Origin of the sequence: Glaciecola sp. MF2-115 (assembly GCF_047250385.1) — a bacterium.
Classification (GTDB): Bacteria; Pseudomonadota; Gammaproteobacteria; order Enterobacterales; family Alteromonadaceae; genus Glaciecola.
Genome location: NZ_JBLBVM010000056.1, coordinates 352,219 through 376,832, shown reverse-complemented (window position 1 = coordinate 376,832; position 24,614 = coordinate 352,219). Strand labels below are relative to the sequence as shown.

The window sequence follows — 24,614 nt, the reverse complement described above, 5'->3', positions numbered from 1 at the left end:
ACTAACCACGGATTGCACTTTAAGTCATATGTCATCGTCGAAGCCTAATCAAATACAAAATGCGCACCAAATCCTTAAAGATGTTTTTGGTTTTGATAATTTTCGTTCCACGCAACAACATATTATTGAGAACGTATTAGACGGGAATAACACCTTAGCCATTATGCCCACTGGTGGCGGTAAATCTTTGTGTTATCAAATCCCTGCGATCGTTTTTGATGGGCTCACAGTTGTTATTTCCCCCCTCATTTCGTTGATGCAGGATCAGGTTAGGCAACTTGTAGAATTAGACATTCCTGCTGTAGTGCTCAATAGCTCATTGAGTACAGAGGAGTATCAAGAAAATCTCGTAATGCTTAAAAACGGTGACATAAAGTTATTGTTTTTAGCACCTGAGACAGCCCTTCAGTCAAGTACCTTAGGATTATTGAAAACAATTGATATCTCTTGTATCGCAATTGATGAAGCGCATTGTATTTCAGAGTGGGGGCATGAATTTCGACCAGAGTATCGGCAACTTGATCAACTAGTATCTTGTTTTCCAAACGCGGTCACTATTGCGTTAACGGCAACAGCTACACCGCGAGTGCGTGAAGATATAAAACGCCAGCTAAATATCAGTCAAAACAGTGAATTCATCGCCAGTTTTGACCGACCAAATTTATACCTTGAAGTTGCACCGAAAGAATCAGCGTATCTGCAAACTAAAGCTTTTATTGATAAGCACGCCAAAGAATCAGGCATTATTTATTGCCAGTCACGCTCGGGCGTGGATGAATTGACCACAAAACTCAAGCAAGACGGCTATTCGGTGCTGCCTTACCATGCGGGTCTTAATAATCATAAGAGAGCACTGAATCAGGAAAAATTCGTGCGCGATGATATCGATATTATTGTTGCAACGATTGCCTTTGGCATGGGCATAAACAAGCCAGATGTACGTTATGTAGTGCATTATGATCTGCCAAAAAATATAGAAAGTTATTATCAACAGATTGGTAGGGCAGGACGTGATGGGCAAGATGCCGACTGTCTATTACTGTTCGGTTATGGCGATACTGGAAAGATTCGCTTCTTCATAGACCAAATGAATAATGAGCAAGAGAAGCGACTGGCCACCATGCATTTAAATCAAATGCTAGCATTGGCTGAAACTGAAGAATGTAGACGAGTACCTTTACTTCAGTATTTTGGTGAGCCAGAAGTGAGCGAAACTTGTGCAAAGTGTGATAATTGTTTAAGTGATGACAAGCAGAAGTCTGACTTAACGGTACCCGCTCAAAAATTTTTATCTTGTGTTCATAGAACGGGACAACGTTTTGGCGCAGCGCACATTGTTGATGTATTGCGAGGTTCGAATGCAGAGAAAGTTTTGCAAAACCAACACAACTTGTTGTCAACCTACAACATCGGTAAAGAACTGAATAAAAAGCAATGGATGACCTTGTCACGACAGCTCATTCAAAAGAAGCTGCTGCGTCAAGATGAGCAATTTGGAGGTTTGAAGTTAACCCAATTGGCAACAGATGTGCTAAAAGGAAAGGCGCCATTCTTCGCTATGCTACAACAGGCAACACCAGAGAAAACGCGCAAAGCCTCACAATCTGATGTGATTGGAAATACTGAGCTAGTTAGCATTCTCAAAACTGAAAGGAAGTTAATAGCTGATAAAGCCAATGTGCCACCGTACGCCATATTTGCTGATCGAAGTTTACAAGAAATGGCTTACTACTTGCCGCACTCTGAGCAAAGTTTATTGAAAATTCATGGTGTAGGCAGCGCAAAACTAGCTAAGTATGGCGATATATTTTTGTCTCTTGTCATCGATTTCTGTAAACAGCATGATTTACAAGAAATCGAAAACTCGCAAAGTGCTAGTCTGCAATCAAAGAAAGAAGTCACAAAATCCGTCAGCATTGGCAGTAAAACTAAGGAAGTTGTTGAAAGATTCGAGAGCGGCGAATCCATTGCAGAGCTTTCGAGTTCGCTTAAAGTAAAGGACAACACCATTTTCAACCATCTTTACAAATACGCTCAAGCAGGAAATAGCCTTAACAAACCTGAACGGATAACACAGGAAGTTGAGCTAGATGAGGCACAGATTGAAGAATGCCTTGTTGCATTTGATGCGCATGGTACGGAAAGACTAAAGCCAGTTTACGAAGCTCTGAGCGAAAAGTGCAGTTATGAGCAACTTCATTTGATGAGGGTTTTATATATTTGCAAAAGAAACGCGTAAACTGATAACTTTTAGTCACTCAGTTAGTGAATCACACAGTCAACCAGTTCAATCCCACAGTCAATCAGTCACTGACAAGGTGAGATTGAATAGAATTAATAAACTGTTTCACATATTCGAATTCCAGCATCCCAACTTTAATTAAACAAGCTGCCGTTCGTCTGAAGGACTGTCATAGTGATCTGCATTTAAAACAATTCAACATGTAACCTTGCTCAGATAAAACTTAGGCTCAGCGCCGTTTTGCATGCTGTTGTTACTATGCATGCATAGTAAACGCATAAAAATTGTAGAAATTGTCATCTAAAAAATAGTAAGCTATTGAAACTAAATGAGTAAGGAGGCTTTGTGTAATGAAATTATCTAGTGGTTACTATGCGGTCTTCGTGATAAGTTGTTATAAGCCAAGGTAAAGGTATGGAGAATCATGGAAGAAAATAAATTCTTTAAATTAATTTGGCGATTCAATGGACTGGTAATCTCGGTCGCTGGTGTTTTAGCCGTCGCTGTCCTCGTATTCGTAACGTATAAACTTTTTCAAGATGTTACTGGAGATAGAACCACCAGAAATATCGTAAATATTGAAGAAAGCTCTGAGGTAAAAGAAAATTGGAGGTTTGGGCAGTTATCGAAGTTTAATGATAACAAGACGTTAATGATCCCACTTTATTCAGACCAGTCGTTTGATCGGGCATACTTTAGTAAATCATCTAACTCGACTCGGAATTTTTTATTTATCGATATCGAGACGTCTGAAAAAAAATGGCTATTCAACCATACAAATTACCTAATTGAGAGTAGTGATAAACTACGATACGGTGATTTTAATTCTGACAAACCGGTGATTGCGATTCTGTATCAACTAGTTCAACTCGATTCGGATCAAGATAACCGTTTGTCAGCCAGTGACCTATCTACAGTGGCAATAACTAATCCGGATGGTTCGGGATATAAACAATTAATAAATGAACTAGAAAGAGTCGTGGACTATACTTTGTTGAATCAAACTGAATTGTTTCTTATATATCAAAAAGCTGGTATGTCTTACTCAACAATACTTAATCTAGAAAGCTTTGAAATGAGTAAAACTGAGAAGCTCCCAAAAGTTGGCTTATAACAAGATGCTTAACAGAGATTTGCAAGCTCACTCGTTAGCAAAGCGTTATGTGCTCAAGGAACCTGATGTATCACCAATATTTTGAAGACTGGGAAGTGAGGCCCGATTTCAAAAAGGAATTCATATCTCTTTGGTCTGGTTGGTTAGGTGAGGGTAACTTACACAAGCTGGACGAAGTTACTGAGAATGAATGGCAAAGGTTTAACCGGCTCTTAGTTTTACTCAGTCAGGATTATCCACTTCAGGAAGCCTTCTGTGCTAAAGAACAATTAGTGCCTATTGGGAATATAAGTTCTGCGCTCTCTAGCTACGACGAGGCAATGAACAAAGACGCTTCGAAATTCTCAAAGTTTGTAATTCCTGAACTCGATTGTGTTATTACAGAAGAATGGGATTATACCTATATCATTTGGTATAAAGATGAGCAGGCAATAACCAAATTAGCGCCTTACATAAAAGCGGCCAATCTATGTCATTTTTCGTAAACACACATAACAAAAACATCATGGTGGGAGCTTTACTCGCTGAAAAAGCGCTCCTAAAATCCCCATATGTTAAGCGTTATTTGCCTGTAGGGGTTTATGACTAAGGATGAATTTAGAATTATAGTCGAAGGCTCTTTAAATGAGGCGATTGACCAAGCTCGTCTGCATTTAAATAGTGACGTTCCGAAAAACAACATTCGATTAATTAATTTAAACGATGAGTTGGCTTCTGGTTGGGAAAATTCTATTGAGTTCCTAACCGAACATATGTTTATTGATGAGCAACGGATAAAGCCATGCGCCGATTTAATAATTGAAAGTTTTGACAAACACACTACAACAATCAGAGTTTATATTTCTGGACATGAAGCTCGGCAATTTGGGCTCAATTGGGCGAACGGGGTGGGGCCTTTTATCAAAGGTATAAATACCGAGTTAATAGATAAATATTCTCAAGGGAGTTCTTAGATGATTGGAGCGGCAAATAACAAAACCATGAAGTCGGACGTTCCCAAAGAGAGCGGGATAGCCGCTTATGGTAAGTGTTATATGTCATCCAAGGTATTTATGAAAATTTTTCTAATAGCTTTCTTTGTTCTCAGTTTCACTGCTCATGGAAAAGCTGACCCCAGCTTTGCATTCGATTTCCCAGATAGAAACTGCTTTACAGACGAAGTTAGAGTTAACATAAATAACCAGTTTGACGAATATAAGCATTCTGAGCTAGTTTTGAAGTTGCGTTTTTATTTGAAAATAAGAGCAAGCATAATTTCAGATAATGCAATCAATGCTCAGCGCGATTTAGATTTTGAAATGTTTTTTTTAATATCTAGGGTATTATCGAATGCAAAGGAAGCGGATAGAGATCTGATTTCAAAAGTGAGAGAGCAATTAATTCAAAGTCCTCTGGATAATAATGATGATCTTACACTGCGGATAATGGTTCCTTTGGATTCTTTTTTAGCTGATGCCATATAACAATCCAATCAACCGTACCCAAACTCGCTGGCTGGAGCTCGTTCCTCGCCAATTTAGCCAACAAGTTTTGGCCGTTTATTAAGGACGTTATATTCCTCGGAGGTAATTAGATGGATCGGGAAGATGGGAGCAATTTATTTCATGCTCTGGCGAGAATGGATTCGCCACTCAGTCGTACATGTGAGAAAGCAATAGATACCATCAAACATAATCCTTCTGCGACTGAGGACGAAAAAACTAGAGTTAAGAGTGCGGTCATGAGCTTGCTAAAAGGTAATCAGGAACTACATGAGTATTTGAGTAAAAATTTCCCCGAGTTTGATTTTACTAACAAGGGAAATGTTTTATTCAATCAGCTTAAAAATAAATACGATGGTAAATCAGGTGTTTGATTTGACAACGGAAAATAACAATACCATCAACCGGACACGGCTACGCCGCGCTGGTTATGGAAAGTGTTAGGTATACATGAATAATATTGCGTTTAATCTTCATATTGGCAATTTACTCAAGGCCAGATATTCAATATTTCTAGCGATCTTTCCTATTGGTTTAATGTTTCTTTCTTTTGTTCCAATTTGGTTATTAGCTGAATACCTATCAGTTTTTTTTGGAATTCAAGAAGGCACACCGATTAAAGACGCTGAAAATGGCTGGCTTTGGTTAAGTGTATTTTTGTCCGCTATGGTCGTGCTTATGATACTTGGCTATATTACTGGGTGGCTAATCAATGCTTTGCTCGCACTTGTTATTTTTAGATGGAGTCGTGAAAAAATTTACGCTGTTTATCTAAACTCTGACGTACCTAGTAGCTGGTTAAAAGATAGTGTTGTTGCAACCCCAACGGCTCACAAAAAAGATAAACTAGAGCAATGGCGCAAAACAAGAAAACAAGGGAAACTTAAATATATACTTAAAACCGGTGTTATAGGTTGGGGTTCATTCATGTATATTATCATGGCTGTGTTACCAGCCTTCCGCGGGTCAGAAGCATTAGGCTTTACCCTTATTTGGCAAGCAGCACTTTGGGCTACTGCGGGAGCTTTGTTTGGCGCGTTAACGTGGTATTTTTCAGAAAAACAGTACCTCAAGCATAGTGGTTAAAGTATACCTAACAAACAAATTATGTCAGGGACGCGAAAAAGCCGCGCCCCATATTTGAAGCGTTATGTGCTTGAGCGAGGATATTAATTGCTACCGGTAATAGTTACTGTTTGTCTAATCAGTCTAGTATTTATTGAATCGGGATTTCAAATATTCAAACGATTAAAACTCAGGGGGTTAATCTCCTTTTCTGCGTTAGTATTTATTATTTTATATTGTTACGCATATTTTTTTGAGGCTTCAGAATTTGGAAGGGAAAATAGGCTATTAAGTTTGTTGTTGGTAAACGCTATCGTTTTTGCAATGCCATTGACGATAATGTCTCTAGTAGTTGTTTTTAGTTCGGCGTTGTCGCAAAAATCTAGGCACGTAATTGCTGCTTTTTTGTCAATAGTGCTGGGGCTTGCTTTCCCATTTTTTGCTTTAATAATTGCATGTAGTGTAGGCTCAGATTGTATTTAGTCGCACATAACAATGAAATTCAAGCGGACATAGGCAAGAGCTGCCAACGCCGCTTAATTTAGTGTTAGAGAGCACAGGGATGATTCAGCAAGCGTTCGATAAATTTGGGAAGAACTCCTTTCAACATGCGATTTTCTATAGCAACGAAAACTGTTTAAGGTTTGAGTTGTCCGAAGGCGCTAAGCATGATTCTCATATTTCGATGTTCACAACAGCTTTGGAGCGGTCAACTGAAGTTATCGAAACTGTATTCGAAAAAAACAATGAACTATCAATCTGTATCTCTTTTGCCGGAGATTCTTTTCTATCAAATTTGTCTCAATTTCGTGAGCTACACCAGTTAGGAATCAAATTTCCTAAAGCAAGGTATATTCACAGTGAATGGGACGAAGATGAAGAATGGCATCGAAACTACGTATTCTTCAAAATCGCTAAAACCGAATTGCATAAATTACTCTTTGGTAAGTTGGCAAATGAACTAGGGATAAGACCATCATATTGGGTTGATGTTTACATATTTGATATTGAGTTAGGCGTTTTGGCTCATCCATATGACGATAGAGGTATGGATCTTGTGGGTAGCAATAAATTCATGCTTTCAAGAATATATAAACAGTTTTACAGTTGGCTCTTGAAGTATGATATTGGCATCATGAAGCAGTGGTTTGGTGCTCTCTAACAAGTTACTTTAAAGGACGCAAAACGCTTGGCTTGCGCTCCTTCTTCGCTAATTTTAGCCAAGCATTTATGCGCCCATTAGTAAGGCGTTATGCAACCCGAGGCGTAATGAGTAGAGTCAAATCAAAGGTTTTATTCGATGTTGTTCTGGCAACTATTTTCATTGTCCTTACCACGATCTATTTGGTATCTAATCGAACGGATGAAAATGTTGTAGATATTGACTTAACCGATAGTAAACTTTCATGCAAATTCAACGCAAGACATGAAAACTACTCAGGGTATTATCACCTCAATGGAGAAAGCTATTTTTCCTCTCATAACTACAGCTCATGTGATGAGTTTAAAGCATTGATGAATGGTAAAAATATTATTGGGAAGTACTTAAAATCCAACAATTTGTTAGTTGAACTTCGCGTTGGGAAAAGTTTATATTCTGAAAACTCTATAGGTATGCAAATTCTACAAGGCATATTTTTTGGTTTTGTTTTCTTTGCTATTTTACACAGGCCAATACACTGGCTTAGGTCAAAGGTTGTATAACAAGCCAATTAAGCGGGACTAAAAACAGTTTGCTGTTTTCGTTCCTCAACATTTTAGCAAACAATTTTTAGCCCCTCATTGGGGCGTTAGGAATAAAATGAAACTCAGAATATCCCAAATCTTTGTATTAGTCGGCCTGATGATTTCAGGTTATGTGGTAGCAGAGGAACAATGGTGGTCATACCTATCTGGTCAGGAAAGTGGCCCTAGCTCTACTCGTGTAGACTTGAGTTTCAACAAATTGGCTCCGGTCAGTGATTATCCATTTGTTGTGGTAACTGGCATAACCTATGAGAAACAGAATGCAGAAGGCCTTCCTAGTCCAAGTCAAGTTGATAGTTTAAATGCATTTCAGGAATCTTTGGTTGCTTACCTAGAATCAAAAATACCAATTAAATATGCAGGCACATTTACTTATCAAAATGAGCAATTGCATTATATTTACGTGCAAAATAAGGAAAAAGCAGAACAAGCTATAAATAGTTTTTACTCAACGTCATGCCAAGGCTGTAAACCATGTATAAATGTAAAACTTGACCCTGAGTGGGCGGGCTACAAAAACTTTCTATACCCATCGAAGCAAATAATTGAGTATTATGGCTTGGTAATCAATGAATAAATTCCTAACAAAAAGCTCCACCTGACTTTGTAATGTTTGCACCTTTCCTGCAGAAACACGCAGTAAAGTCGCCAACATTACTGCGCGCGGTGGGCTGGGCGTTAGGCGTCAAAGAATATGGCCATAGTTAAATGCTAAAACTCTACAAAATACTATTATTAACTGCTTGGCCAAGTTTTGCTTGGACAGCATTTGAAATGTACATCCTTACTTTAGGTGGTTCTCAAATGCTATTTTATTCAGTTATGCATTCAGCACCATTTATTGCCATAACCGTTTCAATTTCGGCACTATTTTTTGTAGGTTTATTCTTAACTAATATTTTCTATAAAGTATTCACTACTAATCTCGTCATAGAGCCCATAGTAATAAATTCAATTATTATTGCACAGCTCTTACATGTTAGTTTATTGTTTGGTTATGAGTATTGGGCGGTATCAATTTTAAGGATACCAATTTGTTTACTAGGTCTTTTTGTTTTGCTTTATGGCAGTTACTTTGTTCTCCGTAGAGTATTTGCGCCTAACAAGGCGTTCAAATGGACTTAGTAATTTTGTTACCTTTCCTGCAAAGACACTCAGCAAAGTCGCCAAAATCACTTTATCAGTTAACGCGGCGTTACATTTCTGTGGGGAAACGCTTTTGAAAAGTTTCATATTATTGATGCTGTTAATTTTTTCTTCAAGTGCATTGTCTTGCTCATGCTACAGCGAAGCTATAAGCTATGAAGAAGAGCTCAATAGGTACGATGCGATTTTTATGGCTTCAGCAATGAATGTAGAAAGGATGCCTGGTGACTGGAGTTCTGGTTTTTACAAAACAGAGATGAAAGTTGATAAAGTTTACAGAAACAAAGGTATACCTCGAACTGTGTTTATAAAAACAGCCTTGGAAAATAATTCTTGCGGTGGGCCTGCGCCAACAATACAGAGCCATTACCTCGTATTTGCACATAAAACCGATGATGGTATTTATGAGACGGGAGGTTGCAGCACGTTTATGAACATTGACCAAGTTAACTCAGAACTAAAATCAGCCAGCGCAGAAGAAAAGGCAGAGTGGCAATCTATGCTAGCAGATATTTGGTCTGCGTTAGGTAACCCAATCGTTATTTATGGCAAATGAAATATAGCAACTTCAATCAGGAGAAATACACTCGCTACGCTCGCGTTTTCCGCTGTTTAAAGCGTTATATTTCTTGTAGGCTCAATTGAAAAAGCGAATCAAATATTCAATAGCTATAATAATAGCTAGCGTCGTTGTTGCAATAGTCGCTCAGTTTGAGTTAAATTTTCTCTGCTATTTAGCTAATGGTCACTATGATTCAACGAAAATGATTTGTTTGGAACAGAATACTCATGAAGAATTATATTTTGTCACAAATAAGGTGTTTTATTTAATCTATGTATTAGTATTTTTTGCGTCAGCAATAGCGACAATCCAATGCATACATTTGTGGTTAACTAGAAAGGTGTAACAAGGTGGCGAAATATAAAAAACGCATTAAACCTGACTCCAAAAGTTGGGCGATTTTTTTGCAAAAAGCAAACGGCGCAAAATAAGCGCGCAACTTGCTTCGCAGTTTATGCAAAGCGTTAGGTGTCAGCGTTGAGATTATTTCTTTCGATTTTACTTAGTTGGCTAGTGGCGACCGTAATTCATTCAGCTGCATTTAAGTGGGACGGGATAGAGTTTTCTGTTTCAGATGTTCCTGAATTAATCCCCTTATTCCTTTTAACTGGTATTTTTATAGCTATATACTTTGTAGTGGTAGGCGGAACTGCATTAATTGTAATGCGCAAGCTTAGGTTTTATCGAAGGCGTAATTTTGTTGTGGCTGGGATTTTATGTAGTCTTCCAATGCTATTTTCAGGCGAAATAGAATGGCAGATTGCTGCGATTTTGTCAGGCGTACTTTCTGGTACTTTAATAGCTTTCGTGGGGGGGCGCGCAAATGCCACCTAACAAGAAATTTGAAGCGGACACTGCCAAGTGCACGCAGCGGCCCTTAAATTGGTGTTAGGTATACATGATTAAGTCTGTAGCTCTTTTCGTTTTGATAATGTTTAGCGCATGTATTCAAGCTGAACAGTTGGTTTTAAGAGTCGAGGTACTTTCTCAAGAGGGTACTGATTTATACATTGATTGCAAAGACTTGGCTGACGACCAAGTTTGTATTCCATTTCATTTTTGGTATATCTATACAGCTAAAATTTTAGATGTTGTTTCAGGCGATTATAGTTCTGAGAAAATTAGATTCGCTAGACTTCAGCATGGTGAGCGCATCGGTGATTCTTTGAAAGATGTATTTGTTGTTTTAGAAGACTTTGAGAATAAAACGAACTCTGAACAAATTGGTGCCACGGCCTATGCTTCGAGTTTTTCAGTGGTTGAAAAAGTTGTTTGTATATCTGACGAGATGAAATTGGCATTTGCTGATAAACTTGAGTTTACTCATGCTATCGATGAGAGTTCGTGCTTCTTTCTCCGAGATATAGATACGGTTGATGAATTGGAAGACAATGAAGATACCTAACAATAGCATGAAGACGGATTTGTCAGAAAAGCGCTGCCAAACCGCTTATTCAAAGCGTTAGGTTGCTAGGGAAGATGCTGCTAAATCATTGGACTCACGAACGAAAGCTGGTCGAATTCGATCCGGAGACAGGTCAGGCTAAGACGATAGTCTTGAGCACTGCCAAAAACACGGATAAACCTTGTTCGGGTTTTGCTCATAGCGAAAAAAGAATATTTGGCTCAAAAGTAAACTTTGCAATCTATAGAGAGGATGAGAACATAATTTTCTCTGCTGGTGAAAAAAGTTGGCTCACAGAAAATTCGGAAATAGAATTTAAACATTCGCAGCCTTTTCCTTTCATTTCAAAGTTTCAGATTGTTGAAAAAGGTGTTTGTACTTTTAGCATCTTGTATTCTCATTTAGCTAGATCACCATATTCGATTGTTGATGTTACCTACGACCAAATTGATAGAGACGCTGACTTCTATTTGGAGTTCATTACAGAAAACATACTTGATAAAGAGTGGCGTGCAATGGTTACTAAAGAATGGGCATAAAGCGCAACCTAACAAGTTTATTAAATATCGTTACGGCCAAAAAACGGCCTTCACTGGACGCGCAAAAAAAAGCGTCATTTATAAAAAGCGTTATACTTCAAGGAGGATAGATGAAGGCAATAGATTATTTTTATAAAAGCCCTCTTACTTGGCTTTTGGTTTTAAGTCTTTTACAGATCTGGGTTGCAGTCGTAATGAGCCCATCAGCTGAAAAGTTGAATAGAGAAAAAGCTGAGTATGAAGAGGTACTATTATTAGTGCACGATAAACCAGAGTTAGCCGACTATGTGAGCACTCAACATGAAATGTTGGAATATAAGAATGAAGTATTAGTTGCATTGACTGACCTGCAGAAATATCTAGGCGGTTTGTCAGCGATAATTCTATTATTGTTACTAGTTCTTGCTTACAGGAAGCTGAGGGTTAAACAGCAATGAAATATAACAAATACATAAACCGAACTTTGGCAATAGTGGCCAAAACCACTTATTGTAAGTGTTAGGCTACTTTCATAAACGGAGTTTAAATGTCAGAGTATTTTGCCAAAATCAATTGGGTTAGAGATGGTAATGAAAGTTATATTGATAACAAATATAGCCGAGGGCATAAATGGATTTTTGATGGTGGTGCAACCGTTCAAGCCTCTTCTTCACCTCACGTTGTTCCTTTACCTTATTCCGTTGAAGCAAATGTAGACCCAGAAGAAGCACTTGTTGCGTCTCTTTCTAGTTGCCACATGTTGTTCTTCTTATCAATTGCAGCCAAAAGAAGATATGTTGTAGATTCATATTTAGACGATGCTGTTGGTATTATGGAGAAAGATGGCGATGGTAAAATTTCAATGACTAAAGTTACACTTAGACCACATGTTCAGTTTTCTGGTGATAAAAAACCAACGATGGAACAACTTGAAAAAATGCACCATCAATCACATGAGCAATGCTTCATTGCTAACTCAGTTAAAACTGAAATTGTTACCGAAATCGTAGCCTAACAAGCTGTTAAACAAGGACAAAAAACAGTTGGCTTTTGCTCCTTCGTCGCTATTTTAGCCAACCATTTTTTGCCTGTTAATTTGGCGTTAAAGTATTCATGACTGAAGAGAAGCAGCGAAAAATGGCACTGAGAAAAGACTGCCAGAAAAACACAACTAAAGAGTAGCCGCGTAATGGCGGCGTTATAGGGCAAGGATACTATGAAGCACGGAGTTAAATTACTAATTATGGGTATACTTTCAATATTTGGCTCAAAAGCGAATGCTTCAGTAGAAGTTGATTTTTGGAAATGGTTTCAAAAGAATGAAGATATAATCTTCAACTTTGAAAAAGATACTGAAAATACTTTTGATAAATTATCTTTAGCTCTTGCTAAAGTAGATCCAGAGCTTACTTTCGAGTTTAGTCCTATTCGTGAAAACGGCAAAAGAGACTTTGTTATAAGCGCAGGTGGTATAAAAAACTCCTTTCCTTCGGTTGAATTGCTATTCGACTCAGCACCTGACTTCAAACAATGGACAATAGTAAAGTTTCGTCCGAGAAGAACTCCGCTAAATGACCTTACCTTTGGTGGTGTGTCAATTAAAGCGGATGATGTTTATTACAATATATATAAAGATGAAGACAAATTGGGCGTTGTTTTGTTTTTTGATCATTACAGCGATAAAGAACACACAGCATATGGCAACCTTGGTTTTCTATTTTTAGATGAAGCTATCGGTGAATATGACGTTGCAACTAAACTAGGTTTTATTGAATTTCATAGTAAAAGTTCAGAGCATTTTGATGGCGCTAAACCAATTAGAGGGTTAGCAAGTCAAGTTGATGAGTATTATGGTAATTAGTGATAATGCCGAATAATAAGCTGTTAAGTGCCAAGGGAGGCAAGGATAAATATCAGGCTAATCACATTCCAGTAGCTGAGAGGCTATTCAACCTAGCTTGGGGTGTTGGTCTGCTTGTTATTGCTAATGTAGGCTTTGCGGAACAATCGTTTCATTTACCCGGAAAAGGCCCTTCAAATGGCGTTACGCTTGAAGGTACCGCGCTTTGGATTTTCATAGCAGCAGCCGTAATTGGAGCAATAAACTTATTCATCACTATCGCTGACCATTACGACAAAAGAAATAACGAACATCGATATAAGCAAGCATCTCGTTTTTGCGTTTTACTTGGCGTAACACTAGCGATTTCCGCAGTTACGGTGCAATTTGTTAGCAACCAAAAAGAGCCGATAGTTATCAATAATGGCAGTTAACAACTTTTTGTAGACCTACATAAATTAGTCACACCCTCTCATATGAAAGCCATACTAGGATTTTGTCCATTTTTTTATTTGTAGATGGGTGATTAGCTGTTGGTGCACAGTAAAGATAAAACACCACGTGTAAAGAAGTGTAAAGATTTGTAAAGCTTTCAAACTTATCGGCCTTTTGGTTGACCTATGATGTGACGATGTCAGGTTCATGCTTGGAGCAAACCCGACATCGGATACTTACTTTCTGATTAATGGCTATACCGGTGAGGCATTAATCAAGGAAGTCACAGACTCAATCATAGGAAAAAAAATGAAATTCAATCAACAGAATAGTGAACAAGTGAAGAAAGGTTCACGAATTCAGACACGCGCACTAACGCGTTTTACTCAATTATTGTTAGTAACTCTTTCAATTACCGGTCTTGCAGCATGCGGCTCAGATGATTCTGAAGATTCTGATGGTTACATCAAACTATACAATGCCTCTCCCAATGCACCAGCTATATACCTTACGGTAGATGAAGACGTAGACGCTGACCCAGACGATGAAGTAGAAATTACATATTCGTCTGTTCGATTTGGTGAGTCGACCACCAACAAACAAATCCCAGCAAACACCTATACTGTCGAGTTAGCTTGGCAAGAGGAGGATAGCACCGCGCGAGCTGATTTGACCTTACTGAGTCAAGAAGATGTAAGGATTGCCGGTGACAACATTCACTTTGTAGTATTTGCAGGTGATATTCGCGCACCTCAAATATTAAGTTATGAAATCCCTGTTATTGATGATGATGAGGACGACGACTTGGACTTATTTAACCTTCGAGTTCTCAATATTACCAATGAAGGGGAAACCTATGATATTTATCTATCAGACTCAGATGAAACATTTAATGAAGCCCAATTAATTGGCTCATTTAGTCCAGAGGAACTATCTGAAAATCAAAAATTTGAACAATCTCAATACGTCTTTTATGCAACGCTAGCAGGCGAAACTGAAGTTGTTTACCAGTCGAGTGAAGTCACGTTTATCTACACTACTCAATATGTTCTCTCAGTGCGTGACAATACCGGTGTGGGCAGTGCGCCGATAGTGCTAGATTTGATCTCAGGCAACACCACCACAAATTTACCAGACGATGACTCTGAAGCTAGAGTTAGATTTTTTAATGGCATGCAAGCAAGTGATTTATTGCCCGATTACTCTGGAAGCGTCAATATTTATGCGAGCGCTGCGTCTACAGACCCTGAAATTACCGATCTTTCATCGAACCAGTTCAGCGTTTCCCTCAATAAAGATAATGGCGACTTTAGTGTCCGTTTAGTAGATGCGAGTACCAACGATAAAATGTTTTCTAATCAGCTATTGAGCTTACCTGAAAATACCTTCAAAACTATATTCTATTATATTCAAGAAGAAGCCGTAGACGAAGATGGTGATGGCAATGTTGATGAGAATGATGACGGTGTAGTAGATGCCTACAAGCCAATATTGCGTACCTTAGAAAGCGTTAATACAGATGGCAGCAGTATTTTTGAACATCAAATTAAAGTGGTTAATTTAGTTGATAGTCAAGATTTCACCAGAATAAAAGTGTACTTCGTTAAAAGTGATGAAATTATCTCGACGGCAGAATCGAATGCTTCTGTGGTCTTCGGAAATCAACAAACACTGTACCTCCGAAACAATACATATCAGGTTTTTGCCGTAGCTGAAATTGATGGTACTGATATTATATTAACGCAAGACGATTTAATCCTTGATGAAGACAGTGATTCACTGTTCTTAATTCTAACTGAGGATGCTCAAGTTGATAATGAGGTTAACATGCAATGGGAGTTGCAGACGCAGGATTAAAAACCTGTAGTTATTGAAGAGAATAAACTGATCCCCAGCGCTAAAACATTTGGCGCTGGGTTTTTCGCTTTACGAACTTCGCAAGAGGGAATAGTAAATTAAGGTGAAACCGACGTTTAATAGATACTTCCCATCTCACAGGTTTTTCATCATGTAATATCGACAACCTGTTTTCGGATAAGCTTGTTGTGTCCATTGCACTTGATAACCGTGTTTTTCATAAAACGGCTTTGCTTGAAAATTCAATGTGTCGAGTAAGACTTTATTGCATCCTCGTGCTTTTGCGGCTGATTCCATCTGAGCTAAAATTTGACTGCCAATATTTTGCCCACGTAAAGTGTCTGACACCCACAAGGTATTTATCATCAGCCAGTCACCGAATGTTCTTCCCGCAGAACCAGCAATCACATCACCGTTTTCATCGCATAACCTAACAGCAAGAGGCTTGCGTTCGCTGACTTCCCAATGTGCCCAATTGAATTCTGCAATTTTTTCATCCAAGAAAGAGACTAACTGTGGTTCAGGGGTTTCAAGTACTTCAATATTCAAAATCAATCCTATAATTTAACTCGTATTTCAAAGCTGAAAGTAAGGATACTCAACTTGCTGTTGTGTTCATAAGCTGACATGACAAAACGAGAGCATTTAAAATGCAAAAAGGGATCTCAGTGATCCCTTATTAATGCGGCATTGAGCAAGGCCAATCATTCAATTAGCCACTACATTATTTACTATTTAACCTTCATACCAGGTTGTGCACCATCGTGTGGCTCAAGAATGAACAAGTCGCTTCCGCCTGGTCCGGCTGCTAACACCATGCCTTCTGACATACCAAAACGCATTTTTCTAGGCGCTAAATTCGCCACCATAACGGTAAGCTTTCCTTCCAAATCTTCTGGTTGATAAGCTGACTTGATACCAGCAAAAACTTGCTTGGTGTCGCCGCCTAAGTCGAGTTCTAAACGTAGTAATTTATCCGCTTTTTCAACATGCTCGGCTTTTGCGATACGTGCTACTCTTAAATCAATCTTGGCGAAATCTTCAAAGCTAATTTCTTCTGCAATAGGATCACGCTCTAGTGGGCTCAAACCATCGTCTTTCATCACTTTAGCTTCTTTGGATTGTTTCTTTTCATTCTTAGGCTTTTCGTTTTTAGGCTTTTCAGCTTTTGCTGTGCCTAAGTTATCCTTTGAGTCTTCGATAATCGCATTCACTTTGTCCATCTCAACGCGCTGTAACAAAGCTTTGAATTTGTTGATTGGGTGACCAAGTTTCGTTTCTTGTGCGCTTGCCCAAGTGAACTCATCATTCAAAAATGCTTGTGCTTGCTCAGATAGCTTTGGCATAACCGGCGTTAAATACACGACTAATATTCTGAATAAGTGGATGCCCATTGAACATACGTCATGAGTCAAAGCTTGTTTGTTTTCATCTTTAACGGTTACCCAAGGCGCTTGTGCGTCGATATACTGGTTTGCCTTATCGGCTAGACCCATAATGTCGCGAATTGCTTTATGGTAGTGACGCGCTTCAATGTGGCTGGCGATGCTTTCGCTAGCAGTTTGAAACTCAGCTAAAAGTTCTGGGTTTTCAATGTTATCTGACAACTTGCCATCGAAACGCTTAGTGATAAAACCAGCACAGCGACTCGCGATGTTGACAACTTTACCTACAAGATCGGAATTAACTTTTAACACGAAATCTTCAAAGTTTAAGTCGATGTCAGTGACTGAATCATTTAACTTAGAAGCAAAGTAGTAACGTAAATATTCAGGGTTTAGGTGTTCTAAATAAGTTCTTGCTTTGATGAAGGTGCCTGTCGATTTTGACATTTTTGCACCGTTCACTGTCACAAAGCCATGTATGTTAACGCCTGTTGGTTTGCGGAAACCTGCGCCCTCAAGCATTGCCGGCCAAAACAAGCAATGGAAATACATAATGTCTTTGCCGATGAAGTGATACAGCTCAGTGTCGGTATCTTTCGCCCAGAATGGAGCGTCATCAAGGCCATTGTTGTTGCAGAAGTTCTTGAAGCTGGCCATATAGCCAACAGGCGCATCCACCCATACGTAAAAATATTTGCCTGGTGCATTGGGTATTTCAAAACCAAAATAAGGCGCATCACGACTGATGTCCCATTGCTGCAAGCCTTGTTCAAACCACTCTTCTAACTTGTTTGCCATCTCAGTTTGAATCGCACCTGAGCGGATCCAGCCTTTCAACATCTCTTCAAATTTAGGTAAATCGAAAAAGTAGTGCTCTGAATCTTTGAGAATTGGTGTAGCACCTGAAACCACGGAACGCGGGTTCTTTACTTCTGTTGGGCTGTAGGTTGCACTGCATACATCGCAGTTATCACCGTTTTGATTTTCAGCACCACAACTTGGACAATCGCCTTTAATAAAACGATCGGGTAAAAACATTTCTTTTTCAGGATCGTACAATTGACTTATCGTGCGCTTACTAATATAACCCGCATCATTCAAGCGATTGTAGACTAATTCACAAAGTTCCTTGTTTTCTTCGGAATGAGTCACATAATAGTTGTCATAATCTACGTGAAAATCAATCAGATCTTGATGATGTTCATCGCGAGTTTGTGCAACCATCTGTTCTGGCGTTATGCCTAATTCTTGAGCTTTAAGCATGACGGGAGTGCCATGTGCGTCATCGGCACAGACGCTGTAACATTCATGACCGCGCATTCGTTGGAAGCGAGTCCAAATATCAGTTTGAATGTGTTCCAATAGGTGACCTAGATGAATAGAGCCGTTTGCATAAGGCAGGGCACTGGTGGTCAGAATTCGACGCTTTGAAGCAGGTTGTGCTGAAGTAGTAGACATAGATTGTTTTTAGTCAGTTTCACAAAGTTATAAATATGCGCAGATGGTAGCCCAAACAAGGTTAATTTGCATTACGAAATTGCTTGTTTTGAGCAGTTTTACTGTGTTTAAGGAGTTAAGTGTGTTTTTTTCGAAAAGCAAACAAGAAAGAATTCATGAAATCGAACAGCAAATCGCTGATTTTTATTCCATTGCTACTCCTTGCGTCAATTCCGATGCTATTGTCGCATTGGGCAATCGGGAGAAGTTTGAAGCGGGTAAAAAGCAAACTATTGAAGTAAGTTTGGGGTTTACAGTAAAAAGCACGGCATCGGAGTTGTTAGACTTTTTGAAGCAACAACTAGCTCAACTTGCAAACTGTCAATTCGAAATCTCATACAATGTGCCAATTAGCGAGGCGAAACTGCCGCCTGTGCCAAATGTTAAGAATATTATTGCGGTGTCATCGGGGAAAGGTGGAGTAGGCAAGTCAGCAACTAGTGTTAACTTAGCTTTTGCTTTACAACAGGAAGGTGCTCGGGTGGGTATTCTTGACGCTGATATTTACGGTCCTTCAGTCCCTATCATGTTAGGTAATCCTAAAGCTCACCCTGATAGTGAAGATCAGCGCACGATGTTTCCATTAATGGTGGAAGGTGTCGCGGCTAATTCCATTGGTTATTTAGTTGATAGTGATAGCGCAGCCATATGGCGTGGACCGATGGCGACGAAAGCTTTGAAACAGCTGATATACGAAACTAAATGGCCATTGCTCGACTATCTGATCGTCGATTTGCCGCCTGGAACAGGGGATATACACTTGACCATTTCCCAGCAAGTGCCACTTTCAGCTGCTGTCATCGTAACGACACCGCAAACCATCGCTACGGCCGATGCAAAAAAAGGTATCGCGATGTTTGAGAAACTGACAATACCCGTATTGGGCATAGTTGAGAACATGAGTTACTTTGAATGTAAGTGCGGTGAAAAATCTTATCCATTTTCTCAGGGTGGCTCTGTCGCATTAGCTGAGCAACACAGTACTGAAGTGCTTGGAGAATTACCGCTAAGCAACCTCATAAGAGAACATGCTGATGAAGGCAAACCCATTGTCACTGCGCTACCGGAGAGTAATGTTAGTCAAATATATAAGAGTATAGCGCGTAAAGTATCGCTCAAAATTGCGACCACATTAAGGCCACATCAATTAACGAGAGAGCAAAGTAGCAAGGACGGTAAAAACAGTGTCAATATTCAGGTTGTAAATAAGACCTAGCATTGAGCGAATTGACTACTAATAGCCTGTTGCAACATGCACCAACAGTGATCATAATACAGGCCTGCAACTCTTCGCGATCGACAACATAGTTTGGGAAAATACAGCATGCGTTTATGTGACAAGGATATTTATAAGTATATTCAAGAAGGGAAAATTAAAATTGACCCAACACCTGATTATGATCAAATTAGCGGCGTCACGGTAGATGTTCGCTTAAGTAATAAATTTAGAGTCTTTCAAGACCATGCCGCTCCTTACATTGACTTAAGTGGTGAGAAGGAAAGCGTACAAAAAGCGCTCGACTCAGTGATGAGTGACGAGATTACGATTGCCGATGATGGTTCGTTCTATTTGCATCCAGGTGAGTTGGCCATTGCTGTTACTCATGAGTCAATTACATTGCCAGATAATATGGTAGGTTGGTTGGATGGTCGCTCTTCGCTCGCCAGATTGGGTTTGATGGTACATGTGACTGCGCATCGCATCGATCCAGGCTGGTCAGGTCAAATAGTATTGGAGTTTTTCAATAGCGGTAAATTGCCACTTGCGCTTAAGCCCAAAATGAAAATTGGAGCCATCAGTTTCGAAATATTAAGTGGCAGTGCTGAAAAGCCTTACAATGCTAGACTCGATGCCAAATACAAAGGCCAGACAGGCGCAATCGCAAGTCGCATCAGTTCTGACGATCAGAACGACAGAGACTAATTTACCTAGGCGGATCAACACGATCTGCCGAACTGCTGTTAATTCTGTACCAGCCAGCAATTGAATAACGATCACGCTGAGCTGGTAGTACTTCATGTGGAAATTCTTCACTAAGAAATATTGCTAAAGTACCCAGCGCAGGAACCACTTTTAAGCCCTGCAAATCTTGTTCATTCTGATATAAAACCAATTCTCCACCATCGTCAATTTGCCAATCTGAATTTAGATACGCGACTAAAGACAATACACGATTAGCCTCACCCTTAAATGCATCTAAATGACGTTTATAAAACGAACCCGCAGAATAATGAGCAAAGTGACTTTCAAAAGAAAATAGACCTAAAAATAAATGCTGGTTCAAGTAGCTTTGAAGCTGGCTTGTCCAGTCTAGCCATTGTGCACCAGCTTCGCTGTTCCCAGTAATCCAACATATCTCATCACGACGCACGAAATCATTGCGCATATGCTCAGTAGAGCGCCCAATTCCCGCCTCAATGAAAGATTGTGGAGACATTGACAATACTTGTGCTAATAAACGGTTAGATAAATCTAATGGCAAAGCAAAGGGCTGAATGCTGTAGCCTTTATGTGTCAGGTCATTGGCGACTTGAGCAAAAAGAGCTTGGTTTTGTTGATCAGCAAGTTGTGCAGTCGTTTGCAGTTGGTGAAGGTTTAAAACTTCCATTCGTTTTACTTTTGAATAAAAAACAGACTTTTACAGGTGATTGAGTGCTTTGACAAGACATATATGCGAGCAAACGCAGATTAAAACAAAAAAGGGTGGAATTATATTAAGTGATCAATATAATACGCGCTTCGGTCGGTGTGTGGCGCAGCTTGGTAGCGCACTTCGCTGGGGGTGAAGGGGTCGTAGGTTCGAATCCTATCACACCGACCAATTAAATCTTCAAGTCAGTAAGCCCATAAGCATCCTCTACCTATCTTCTTTATCGACAAAAACACTTGAGCAAACCTATCGTTACCAAAAGTCTGTGCTTGTTTGCGTTCGCAGGGTCTCTGCATATTTAAAAACGACAAATTTTATTTTCATTTCATTGCTGGATTGGCAGATGATATGCTTAGTAAAAGTAAATAAAACTTAACCAAAAAACTGAGACTTACGTGGAAGAAATTATTACGCCAAATGCTGTCGAAATTATTCAACTTGCCCTCGCTCCTATATTCCTAATAGTGGGCATTGGTACTTTGGTCAACGTTGCGACTGGCAGAGTTTCAAGAATCATTGATAGGGCACGTTGGTTTGAACAATTGGCTCGAACTCAACCTAGTCGTATTGACCGCCACGCCAAACGTGAAATCCGATCTTTGAAGAAGCGACTAAGGCTAGCGAATTGGACTATTAATTTTTTAATTGCCTCTGCCTTGACTATTTGTTTTGAAGTTTCCTTGCTGATGATAAATGGCTTAATTAGCGCCAGTTTAGATACCACAATCTTAGTCGTGTTTATGATAAGTATGTTATTTCTAACCGGAGGGCTTATTGCATTTTTCTTTGAAGTGAGTGTAGCCACAGCAAGCTTAAAAATTAATGCCAGTAGTTTTCAACAAATAGATAGTGAAGAATAGTCAAGCTCTTAGCATAAGTGCATAAATGACTAAGCTAAGATAGCAACGGATTTTATTTGAGCCCAAATAGTCATACCGACCATGAGAAATAGGTCATCAACTGATTTACGGGTGACTTGTGCCACAATTTCTGTGCGATTTACCTCAAGAGTGATTAAGGCACTCGCGCCATTTTTATCTACTTCAATGCCGGCAATGCGACCTTCAAGTCGGTTCAAGATGGTACTTTCTTTCTCGTCTTTTAAAGACAAACTGACATCGTTTGCGAGGATGCGTAAGCGGACTGTTTTACCGACGGTTTGCTTGTTGTCCTGTAAGTAAATTGTATTGCCTCCAAACTCAGCTCTCAGGAGGTGCCAACGTTCGTTTTTCTCAATAATTTTTGCATCAACGATGGTGCTCGTTTCTCGTTTATAGATTGATGGTAGCTCGGCGCTGGAAAATACCTCGTTGATTTCTCCTTGAATAATCACCTTTCCTTGATGCAATACGATAACGTGGTCAGCCAATTTACACACTTCGTCCGTGGAGTGACTGACGTATAGGATAGGGAGATGAAACATGTTTTGTAAGGCGGCTAAGTAGGGCAAGACCTCTTGTTTTCGAGCATCGTCCAATGAAGCAAGCGGTTCATCCATGAGTAACATTTTAGGCTTAATCAATAAAGCTCGTGCAATAGCAACTCGTTGCTTTTCACCACCCGATAATTGTTCGGGCTTGTGTCGCAACAAATGATGAATATCAAGCGCTTTAACGACCTCTTCGTAAAATGCTCTTTTAACTTTTTCGTGGCTACGCTTTACCGCAAACTGCAAGTTTTGATGCACATTCAAATGCTCGAATAAGCGGGCATCCTGAAAAACAAAGCCAATTTCTCGATCATAAGTAGGTACGTTTTGCTTTTCATCAAGCCAAATCCTGTCCTCAACTTTCAATTGACCTTGTACATTGTTCTCTAAACCGGCAATACAGCGAAGTAGGGTTGTTTTGCCACTGCCGGATTCGCCGAGGATTGCGGTGATACCCTGACTAGGAAACTCGCTAGAAACCTCTAATTCAAACACCTGAGATTCGCTATGCAAGCTAGCTTTTAGCTTCGCAATGATGGAGGAAGACACGGCTTTATTACTATTTATCATTAGCGTCCCACTCTAAATTTACTCGCGATACCACGTTTTTGAAAACTATAAAGCGATAGCAAGGCAATGAATGAGAACACCAACATAATCGCCGATAGTTTATGAGCGCCAGCGTATTCTAAGGCTTCCACTTTGTCATAAATTTGAATAGAAACCACTTGGGTTTCAGTTGGAATATTGCCACCGATCATCAACACAATCCCAAACTCACCCACGGTATGCGCAAAGCCAAGTATTGCTGCACTGATAAAGCCAGGCTTAGCTAAGGGAAGAATGACGTGGAAAAATGTATCTAGGGGCTTTGAATGTAAAGTCGCGGCAGCTTCTATCGGTTTACTACCAATAGCTTCTACCGCGTTTTGAATCGGTTGCACAACAAATGGTAAAGAGTAGAACAAGGAAGCGATGACTAAACCCCAAAAGGTAAAGGGTAACAATCCTAAACCTAGCTGTTCGGTGAACTGGCCAATAGGACCATTAGGGCCCATCGCAATTAATAAGTAAAAACCTAACACAGTTGGCGGTAATACAAGGGGAAGGGCGACAATAGCGTTGATCGGGCCTCTTAACCACGATTTGGTTTTAGCGAGCCACACGGCAATAGGTGTACCTATAATCAACAATATTAAGGTAACCGTAAAAGCGAGCTTGATTGTTAGCCAAATGGCGTTGATATCAGAATCGGTAAGTCCCACGCTTGTTCCTTGTTAGCAAAGCAACACTATTTGCTCCGTGCAAAATTTAATCAACGTTATAATGGTGTGATTGTATGATGTTTTTCGCTTCATTGCTTTTTAAAAATGCAAAAAATGCGATTGCAGCGGGATTATTTTCACCTTTATTGAGCAAAATCACATCTTGTTTGATTGGAGCATATAAATTGTTAGGAATTTCCCAGAATGAACCGCTTTCAGGTAATTGTGAATAGGAGATAAAGCCAATATCAGCATTGCCTGTAGCAACAAATTGGTAAGTCTGAGATATGCTTTCACCTAGCACCCATTTAACTTTGGTTTGCGCCTTTAAATTTAAGTTTTCAAGAACACTCAATGCCGCCAAACCGTAGGGCGCAAATTTAGGGTTGGCAAGCGCAACCTTCCTGAATTTGCCTGTTACTAAAATGTCGTCGGAACCATCAATAAGTGAAGCATCGGATGACCATAAAATAAGTTTACCAATGGCATAGGTAAAGCGATGACTAGCTTTGGCTTTTTGTCGTTTGATTAACTCTTCTGGTTTTGTTTGATCAGCAGAAAGAAATACATCATAAGGCGCACCATTGACTATTTGAGCGTATAGCTTGCCTGAAGCGCTATATGAGACGATCAAAGAGTGTCCGCTTTGTTTTTCGAACGCTAATGATAATTGTTGCATTGGCTTTATGAAGTTGGATGCTACGGCGATCCTAGCTTGCCCAGCCTTTTTATTCTTATAATTAACTTCGCTGGATATGAGCTTATCTTTATCACCAGCTTGAACCGCAAGGCTTGCTTGAATGAAGGAGGAAATGCAGATTAAACAAGTAAAAAAAGTCAGTTTTATTAGAGGTGTGATGTAAAGTTTCATGAATGACTTATTATCAAACTGCTTAGTTGTAATCTGAATAGCAAGATCATAGCAGTTTCTAGTATAAACTGCTTTAAAAATGAATGTTGTTATCACATGTGTAAG

Annotated in this window: 28 protein-coding genes and 1 tRNA gene; 23 read left to right on the top strand and 6 right to left on the bottom strand. The window is 39.5% G+C overall.

Annotated elements, in window-relative coordinates; all coding sequences use genetic code 11:
• Window positions 1-28 precede the first annotated feature (28 nt).
• The 19 genes from recQ to ACKLNX_RS16745 all read left to right on the top strand — a co-directional run bounded on the left by recQ (window position 29) and on the right by ACKLNX_RS16745 (window position 15,411).
• Window positions 29-2,239, top strand: a complete 2,211-nt coding sequence (gene recQ / locus ACKLNX_RS16835; protein WP_412973199.1) for a DNA helicase RecQ — start codon at window positions 29-31, stop codon at window positions 2,237-2,239.
• A gap of 427 nt (window positions 2,240-2,666) precedes the next feature.
• The gene (locus ACKLNX_RS16830; protein ID WP_412973198.1) at window positions 2,667-3,356 is read left to right on the top strand and encodes a hypothetical protein; all 690 of its coding nucleotides are present in this window, start codon (window positions 2,667-2,669) and stop codon (window positions 3,354-3,356) included.
• A 65-nt stretch (window positions 3,357-3,421) separates the two neighbouring features.
• Window positions 3,422-3,841, top strand: coding sequence for a hypothetical protein (locus tag ACKLNX_RS16825; RefSeq protein ID WP_412973197.1), 420 nt, complete (start codon window positions 3,422-3,424; stop codon window positions 3,839-3,841).
• 96 nt (window positions 3,842-3,937) lie between these two features.
• On the top strand, window positions 3,938-4,309 hold the full coding sequence (locus ACKLNX_RS16820; protein WP_412973196.1) for a hypothetical protein: 372 nt from the start codon (window positions 3,938-3,940) through the stop codon (window positions 4,307-4,309).
• Window positions 4,310-4,819 (top strand): hypothetical protein, encoded by a 510-nt coding sequence (locus tag ACKLNX_RS16815; protein WP_412973195.1) that lies wholly within the window; start codon window positions 4,310-4,312, stop codon window positions 4,817-4,819. It begins immediately after the preceding gene.
• A 110-nt stretch (window positions 4,820-4,929) separates the two neighbouring features.
• Window positions 4,930-5,211, top strand: a complete 282-nt coding sequence (locus ACKLNX_RS16810) for a hypothetical protein (protein WP_412973194.1) — start codon at window positions 4,930-4,932, stop codon at window positions 5,209-5,211.
• A 76-nt stretch (window positions 5,212-5,287) separates the two neighbouring features.
• Window positions 5,288-5,923, top strand: coding sequence for a hypothetical protein (locus ACKLNX_RS16805; RefSeq protein ID WP_412973193.1), 636 nt, complete (start codon window positions 5,288-5,290; stop codon window positions 5,921-5,923).
• Window positions 5,924-6,464: 541 nt separating this feature from the next.
• Window positions 6,465-7,064, top strand: coding sequence for a DUF3885 domain-containing protein (locus ACKLNX_RS16800; protein ID WP_412973192.1), 600 nt, complete (start codon window positions 6,465-6,467; stop codon window positions 7,062-7,064).
• Window positions 7,065-7,171: 107 nt separating this feature from the next.
• Entirely contained in the window at window positions 7,172-7,606 is a 435-nt protein-coding gene (locus ACKLNX_RS16795; RefSeq protein WP_412973191.1) for a hypothetical protein, read from the top strand.
• 97 nt (window positions 7,607-7,703) lie between these two features.
• Complete coding sequence (locus ACKLNX_RS16790) at window positions 7,704-8,225, top strand: DUF695 domain-containing protein (RefSeq protein ID WP_412973190.1); 522 nt, start codon at window positions 7,704-7,706, stop codon at window positions 8,223-8,225.
• A 642-nt stretch (window positions 8,226-8,867) separates the two neighbouring features.
• Window positions 8,868-9,350, top strand: coding sequence for a hypothetical protein (locus ACKLNX_RS16785; RefSeq protein ID WP_412973189.1), 483 nt, complete (start codon window positions 8,868-8,870; stop codon window positions 9,348-9,350).
• A 483-nt stretch (window positions 9,351-9,833) separates the two neighbouring features.
• Window positions 9,834-10,190, top strand: a complete 357-nt coding sequence (locus ACKLNX_RS16780; protein ID WP_412973188.1) for a hypothetical protein — start codon at window positions 9,834-9,836, stop codon at window positions 10,188-10,190.
• Between the two features lie 64 nt (window positions 10,191-10,254).
• Complete coding sequence (locus ACKLNX_RS16775; protein ID WP_412973187.1) at window positions 10,255-10,761, top strand: hypothetical protein; 507 nt, start codon at window positions 10,255-10,257, stop codon at window positions 10,759-10,761.
• Between the two features lie 74 nt (window positions 10,762-10,835).
• Window positions 10,836-11,300: a hypothetical protein gene (locus ACKLNX_RS16770; protein ID WP_412973186.1), complete on the top strand. Its 465-nt coding sequence runs from the start codon at window positions 10,836-10,838 to the stop codon at window positions 11,298-11,300.
• Window positions 11,301-11,410: 110 nt separating this feature from the next.
• Complete coding sequence (locus ACKLNX_RS16765; RefSeq protein WP_412973185.1) at window positions 11,411-11,737, top strand: hypothetical protein; 327 nt, start codon at window positions 11,411-11,413, stop codon at window positions 11,735-11,737.
• An 89-nt stretch (window positions 11,738-11,826) separates the two neighbouring features.
• Window positions 11,827-12,294, top strand: a complete 468-nt coding sequence (locus ACKLNX_RS16760; protein ID WP_412973184.1) for an OsmC family protein — start codon at window positions 11,827-11,829, stop codon at window positions 12,292-12,294.
• A 201-nt stretch (window positions 12,295-12,495) separates the two neighbouring features.
• A complete protein-coding gene (locus tag ACKLNX_RS16755) occupies window positions 12,496-13,140 on the top strand; it encodes a hypothetical protein (protein WP_412973183.1) in 645 nt (214 codons plus the stop codon).
• A 5-nt stretch (window positions 13,141-13,145) separates the two neighbouring features.
• Window positions 13,146-13,553 (top strand): hypothetical protein, encoded by a 408-nt coding sequence (locus ACKLNX_RS16750; RefSeq protein ID WP_412973182.1) that lies wholly within the window; start codon window positions 13,146-13,148, stop codon window positions 13,551-13,553.
• Between the two features lie 310 nt (window positions 13,554-13,863).
• Window positions 13,864-15,411: a hypothetical protein gene (locus tag ACKLNX_RS16745; protein WP_412973181.1), complete on the top strand. Its 1,548-nt coding sequence runs from the start codon at window positions 13,864-13,866 to the stop codon at window positions 15,409-15,411.
• Between the two features lie 135 nt (window positions 15,412-15,546).
• Here the strand turns inward: ACKLNX_RS16745 and ACKLNX_RS16740 are convergent, their stop codons facing one another.
• Together ACKLNX_RS16740 and metG are read right to left on the bottom strand one after the other, a co-directional pair.
• Window positions 15,547-15,960 (bottom strand): GNAT family N-acetyltransferase, encoded by a 414-nt coding sequence (locus ACKLNX_RS16740; protein WP_412973180.1) that lies wholly within the window; start codon window positions 15,958-15,960, stop codon window positions 15,547-15,549.
• A 182-nt stretch (window positions 15,961-16,142) separates the two neighbouring features.
• Window positions 16,143-18,254, bottom strand: coding sequence for a methionine--tRNA ligase (gene metG / locus ACKLNX_RS16735; protein ID WP_412973179.1), 2,112 nt, complete (start codon window positions 18,252-18,254; stop codon window positions 16,143-16,145).
• Between the two features lie 121 nt (window positions 18,255-18,375).
• Between metG and apbC the strand changes: the two genes are divergently transcribed.
• Window positions 18,376-19,509 carry an iron-sulfur cluster carrier protein ApbC gene (gene apbC / locus ACKLNX_RS16730; protein WP_412973178.1) on the top strand — a complete coding sequence of 378 codons (1,134 nt, stop codon included), beginning with the start codon at window positions 18,376-18,378 and terminating at the stop codon, window positions 19,507-19,509.
• A gap of 108 nt (window positions 19,510-19,617) precedes the next feature.
• The gene (dcd, locus tag ACKLNX_RS16725; RefSeq protein ID WP_411693570.1) at window positions 19,618-20,217 is read left to right on the top strand and encodes a dCTP deaminase; all 600 of its coding nucleotides are present in this window, start codon (window positions 19,618-19,620) and stop codon (window positions 20,215-20,217) included.
• A gap of 1 nt (window position 20,218) precedes the next feature.
• Here dcd and ACKLNX_RS16720 read toward each other — a convergent pair whose 3' ends face one another.
• Window positions 20,219-20,902 carry a 2OG-Fe(II) oxygenase gene (locus ACKLNX_RS16720; protein WP_412973177.1) on the bottom strand — a complete coding sequence of 228 codons (684 nt, stop codon included), beginning with the start codon at window positions 20,900-20,902 and terminating at the stop codon, window positions 20,219-20,221.
• 136 nt (window positions 20,903-21,038) lie between these two features.
• Between ACKLNX_RS16720 and ACKLNX_RS16715 the strand changes: the two genes are divergently transcribed.
• Both ACKLNX_RS16715 and ACKLNX_RS16710 read left to right on the top strand, forming a co-directional pair.
• Window positions 21,039-21,115: transfer RNA gene (locus ACKLNX_RS16715), tRNA-Pro, on the top strand.
• 224 nt (window positions 21,116-21,339) lie between these two features.
• Window positions 21,340-21,804, top strand: coding sequence for a DUF2721 domain-containing protein (locus tag ACKLNX_RS16710; protein ID WP_411693572.1), 465 nt, complete (start codon window positions 21,340-21,342; stop codon window positions 21,802-21,804).
• 29 nt (window positions 21,805-21,833) lie between these two features.
• Here the strand turns inward: ACKLNX_RS16710 and modC are convergent, their stop codons facing one another.
• Genes modC through modA form a run of 3 tightly spaced genes read right to left on the bottom strand, consistent with a single transcriptional unit; the run spans window position 21,834 to window position 24,509 of the window.
• Window positions 21,834-22,943 (bottom strand): molybdenum ABC transporter ATP-binding protein, encoded by a 1,110-nt coding sequence (modC, locus tag ACKLNX_RS16705; protein ID WP_412973176.1) that lies wholly within the window; start codon window positions 22,941-22,943, stop codon window positions 21,834-21,836.
• Window positions 22,943-23,638: a molybdate ABC transporter permease subunit gene (gene modB / locus ACKLNX_RS16700; RefSeq protein WP_412973175.1), complete on the bottom strand. Its 696-nt coding sequence runs from the start codon at window positions 23,636-23,638 to the stop codon at window positions 22,943-22,945. The genes modC and modB overlap by 1 nt, the downstream gene beginning before the upstream one ends.
• A 46-nt stretch (window positions 23,639-23,684) precedes the next feature.
• Window positions 23,685-24,509, bottom strand: a complete 825-nt coding sequence (gene modA / locus ACKLNX_RS16695; protein WP_412973174.1) for a molybdate ABC transporter substrate-binding protein — start codon at window positions 24,507-24,509, stop codon at window positions 23,685-23,687.
• Between the last annotated feature and the right edge of the window lie 105 nt (window positions 24,510-24,614).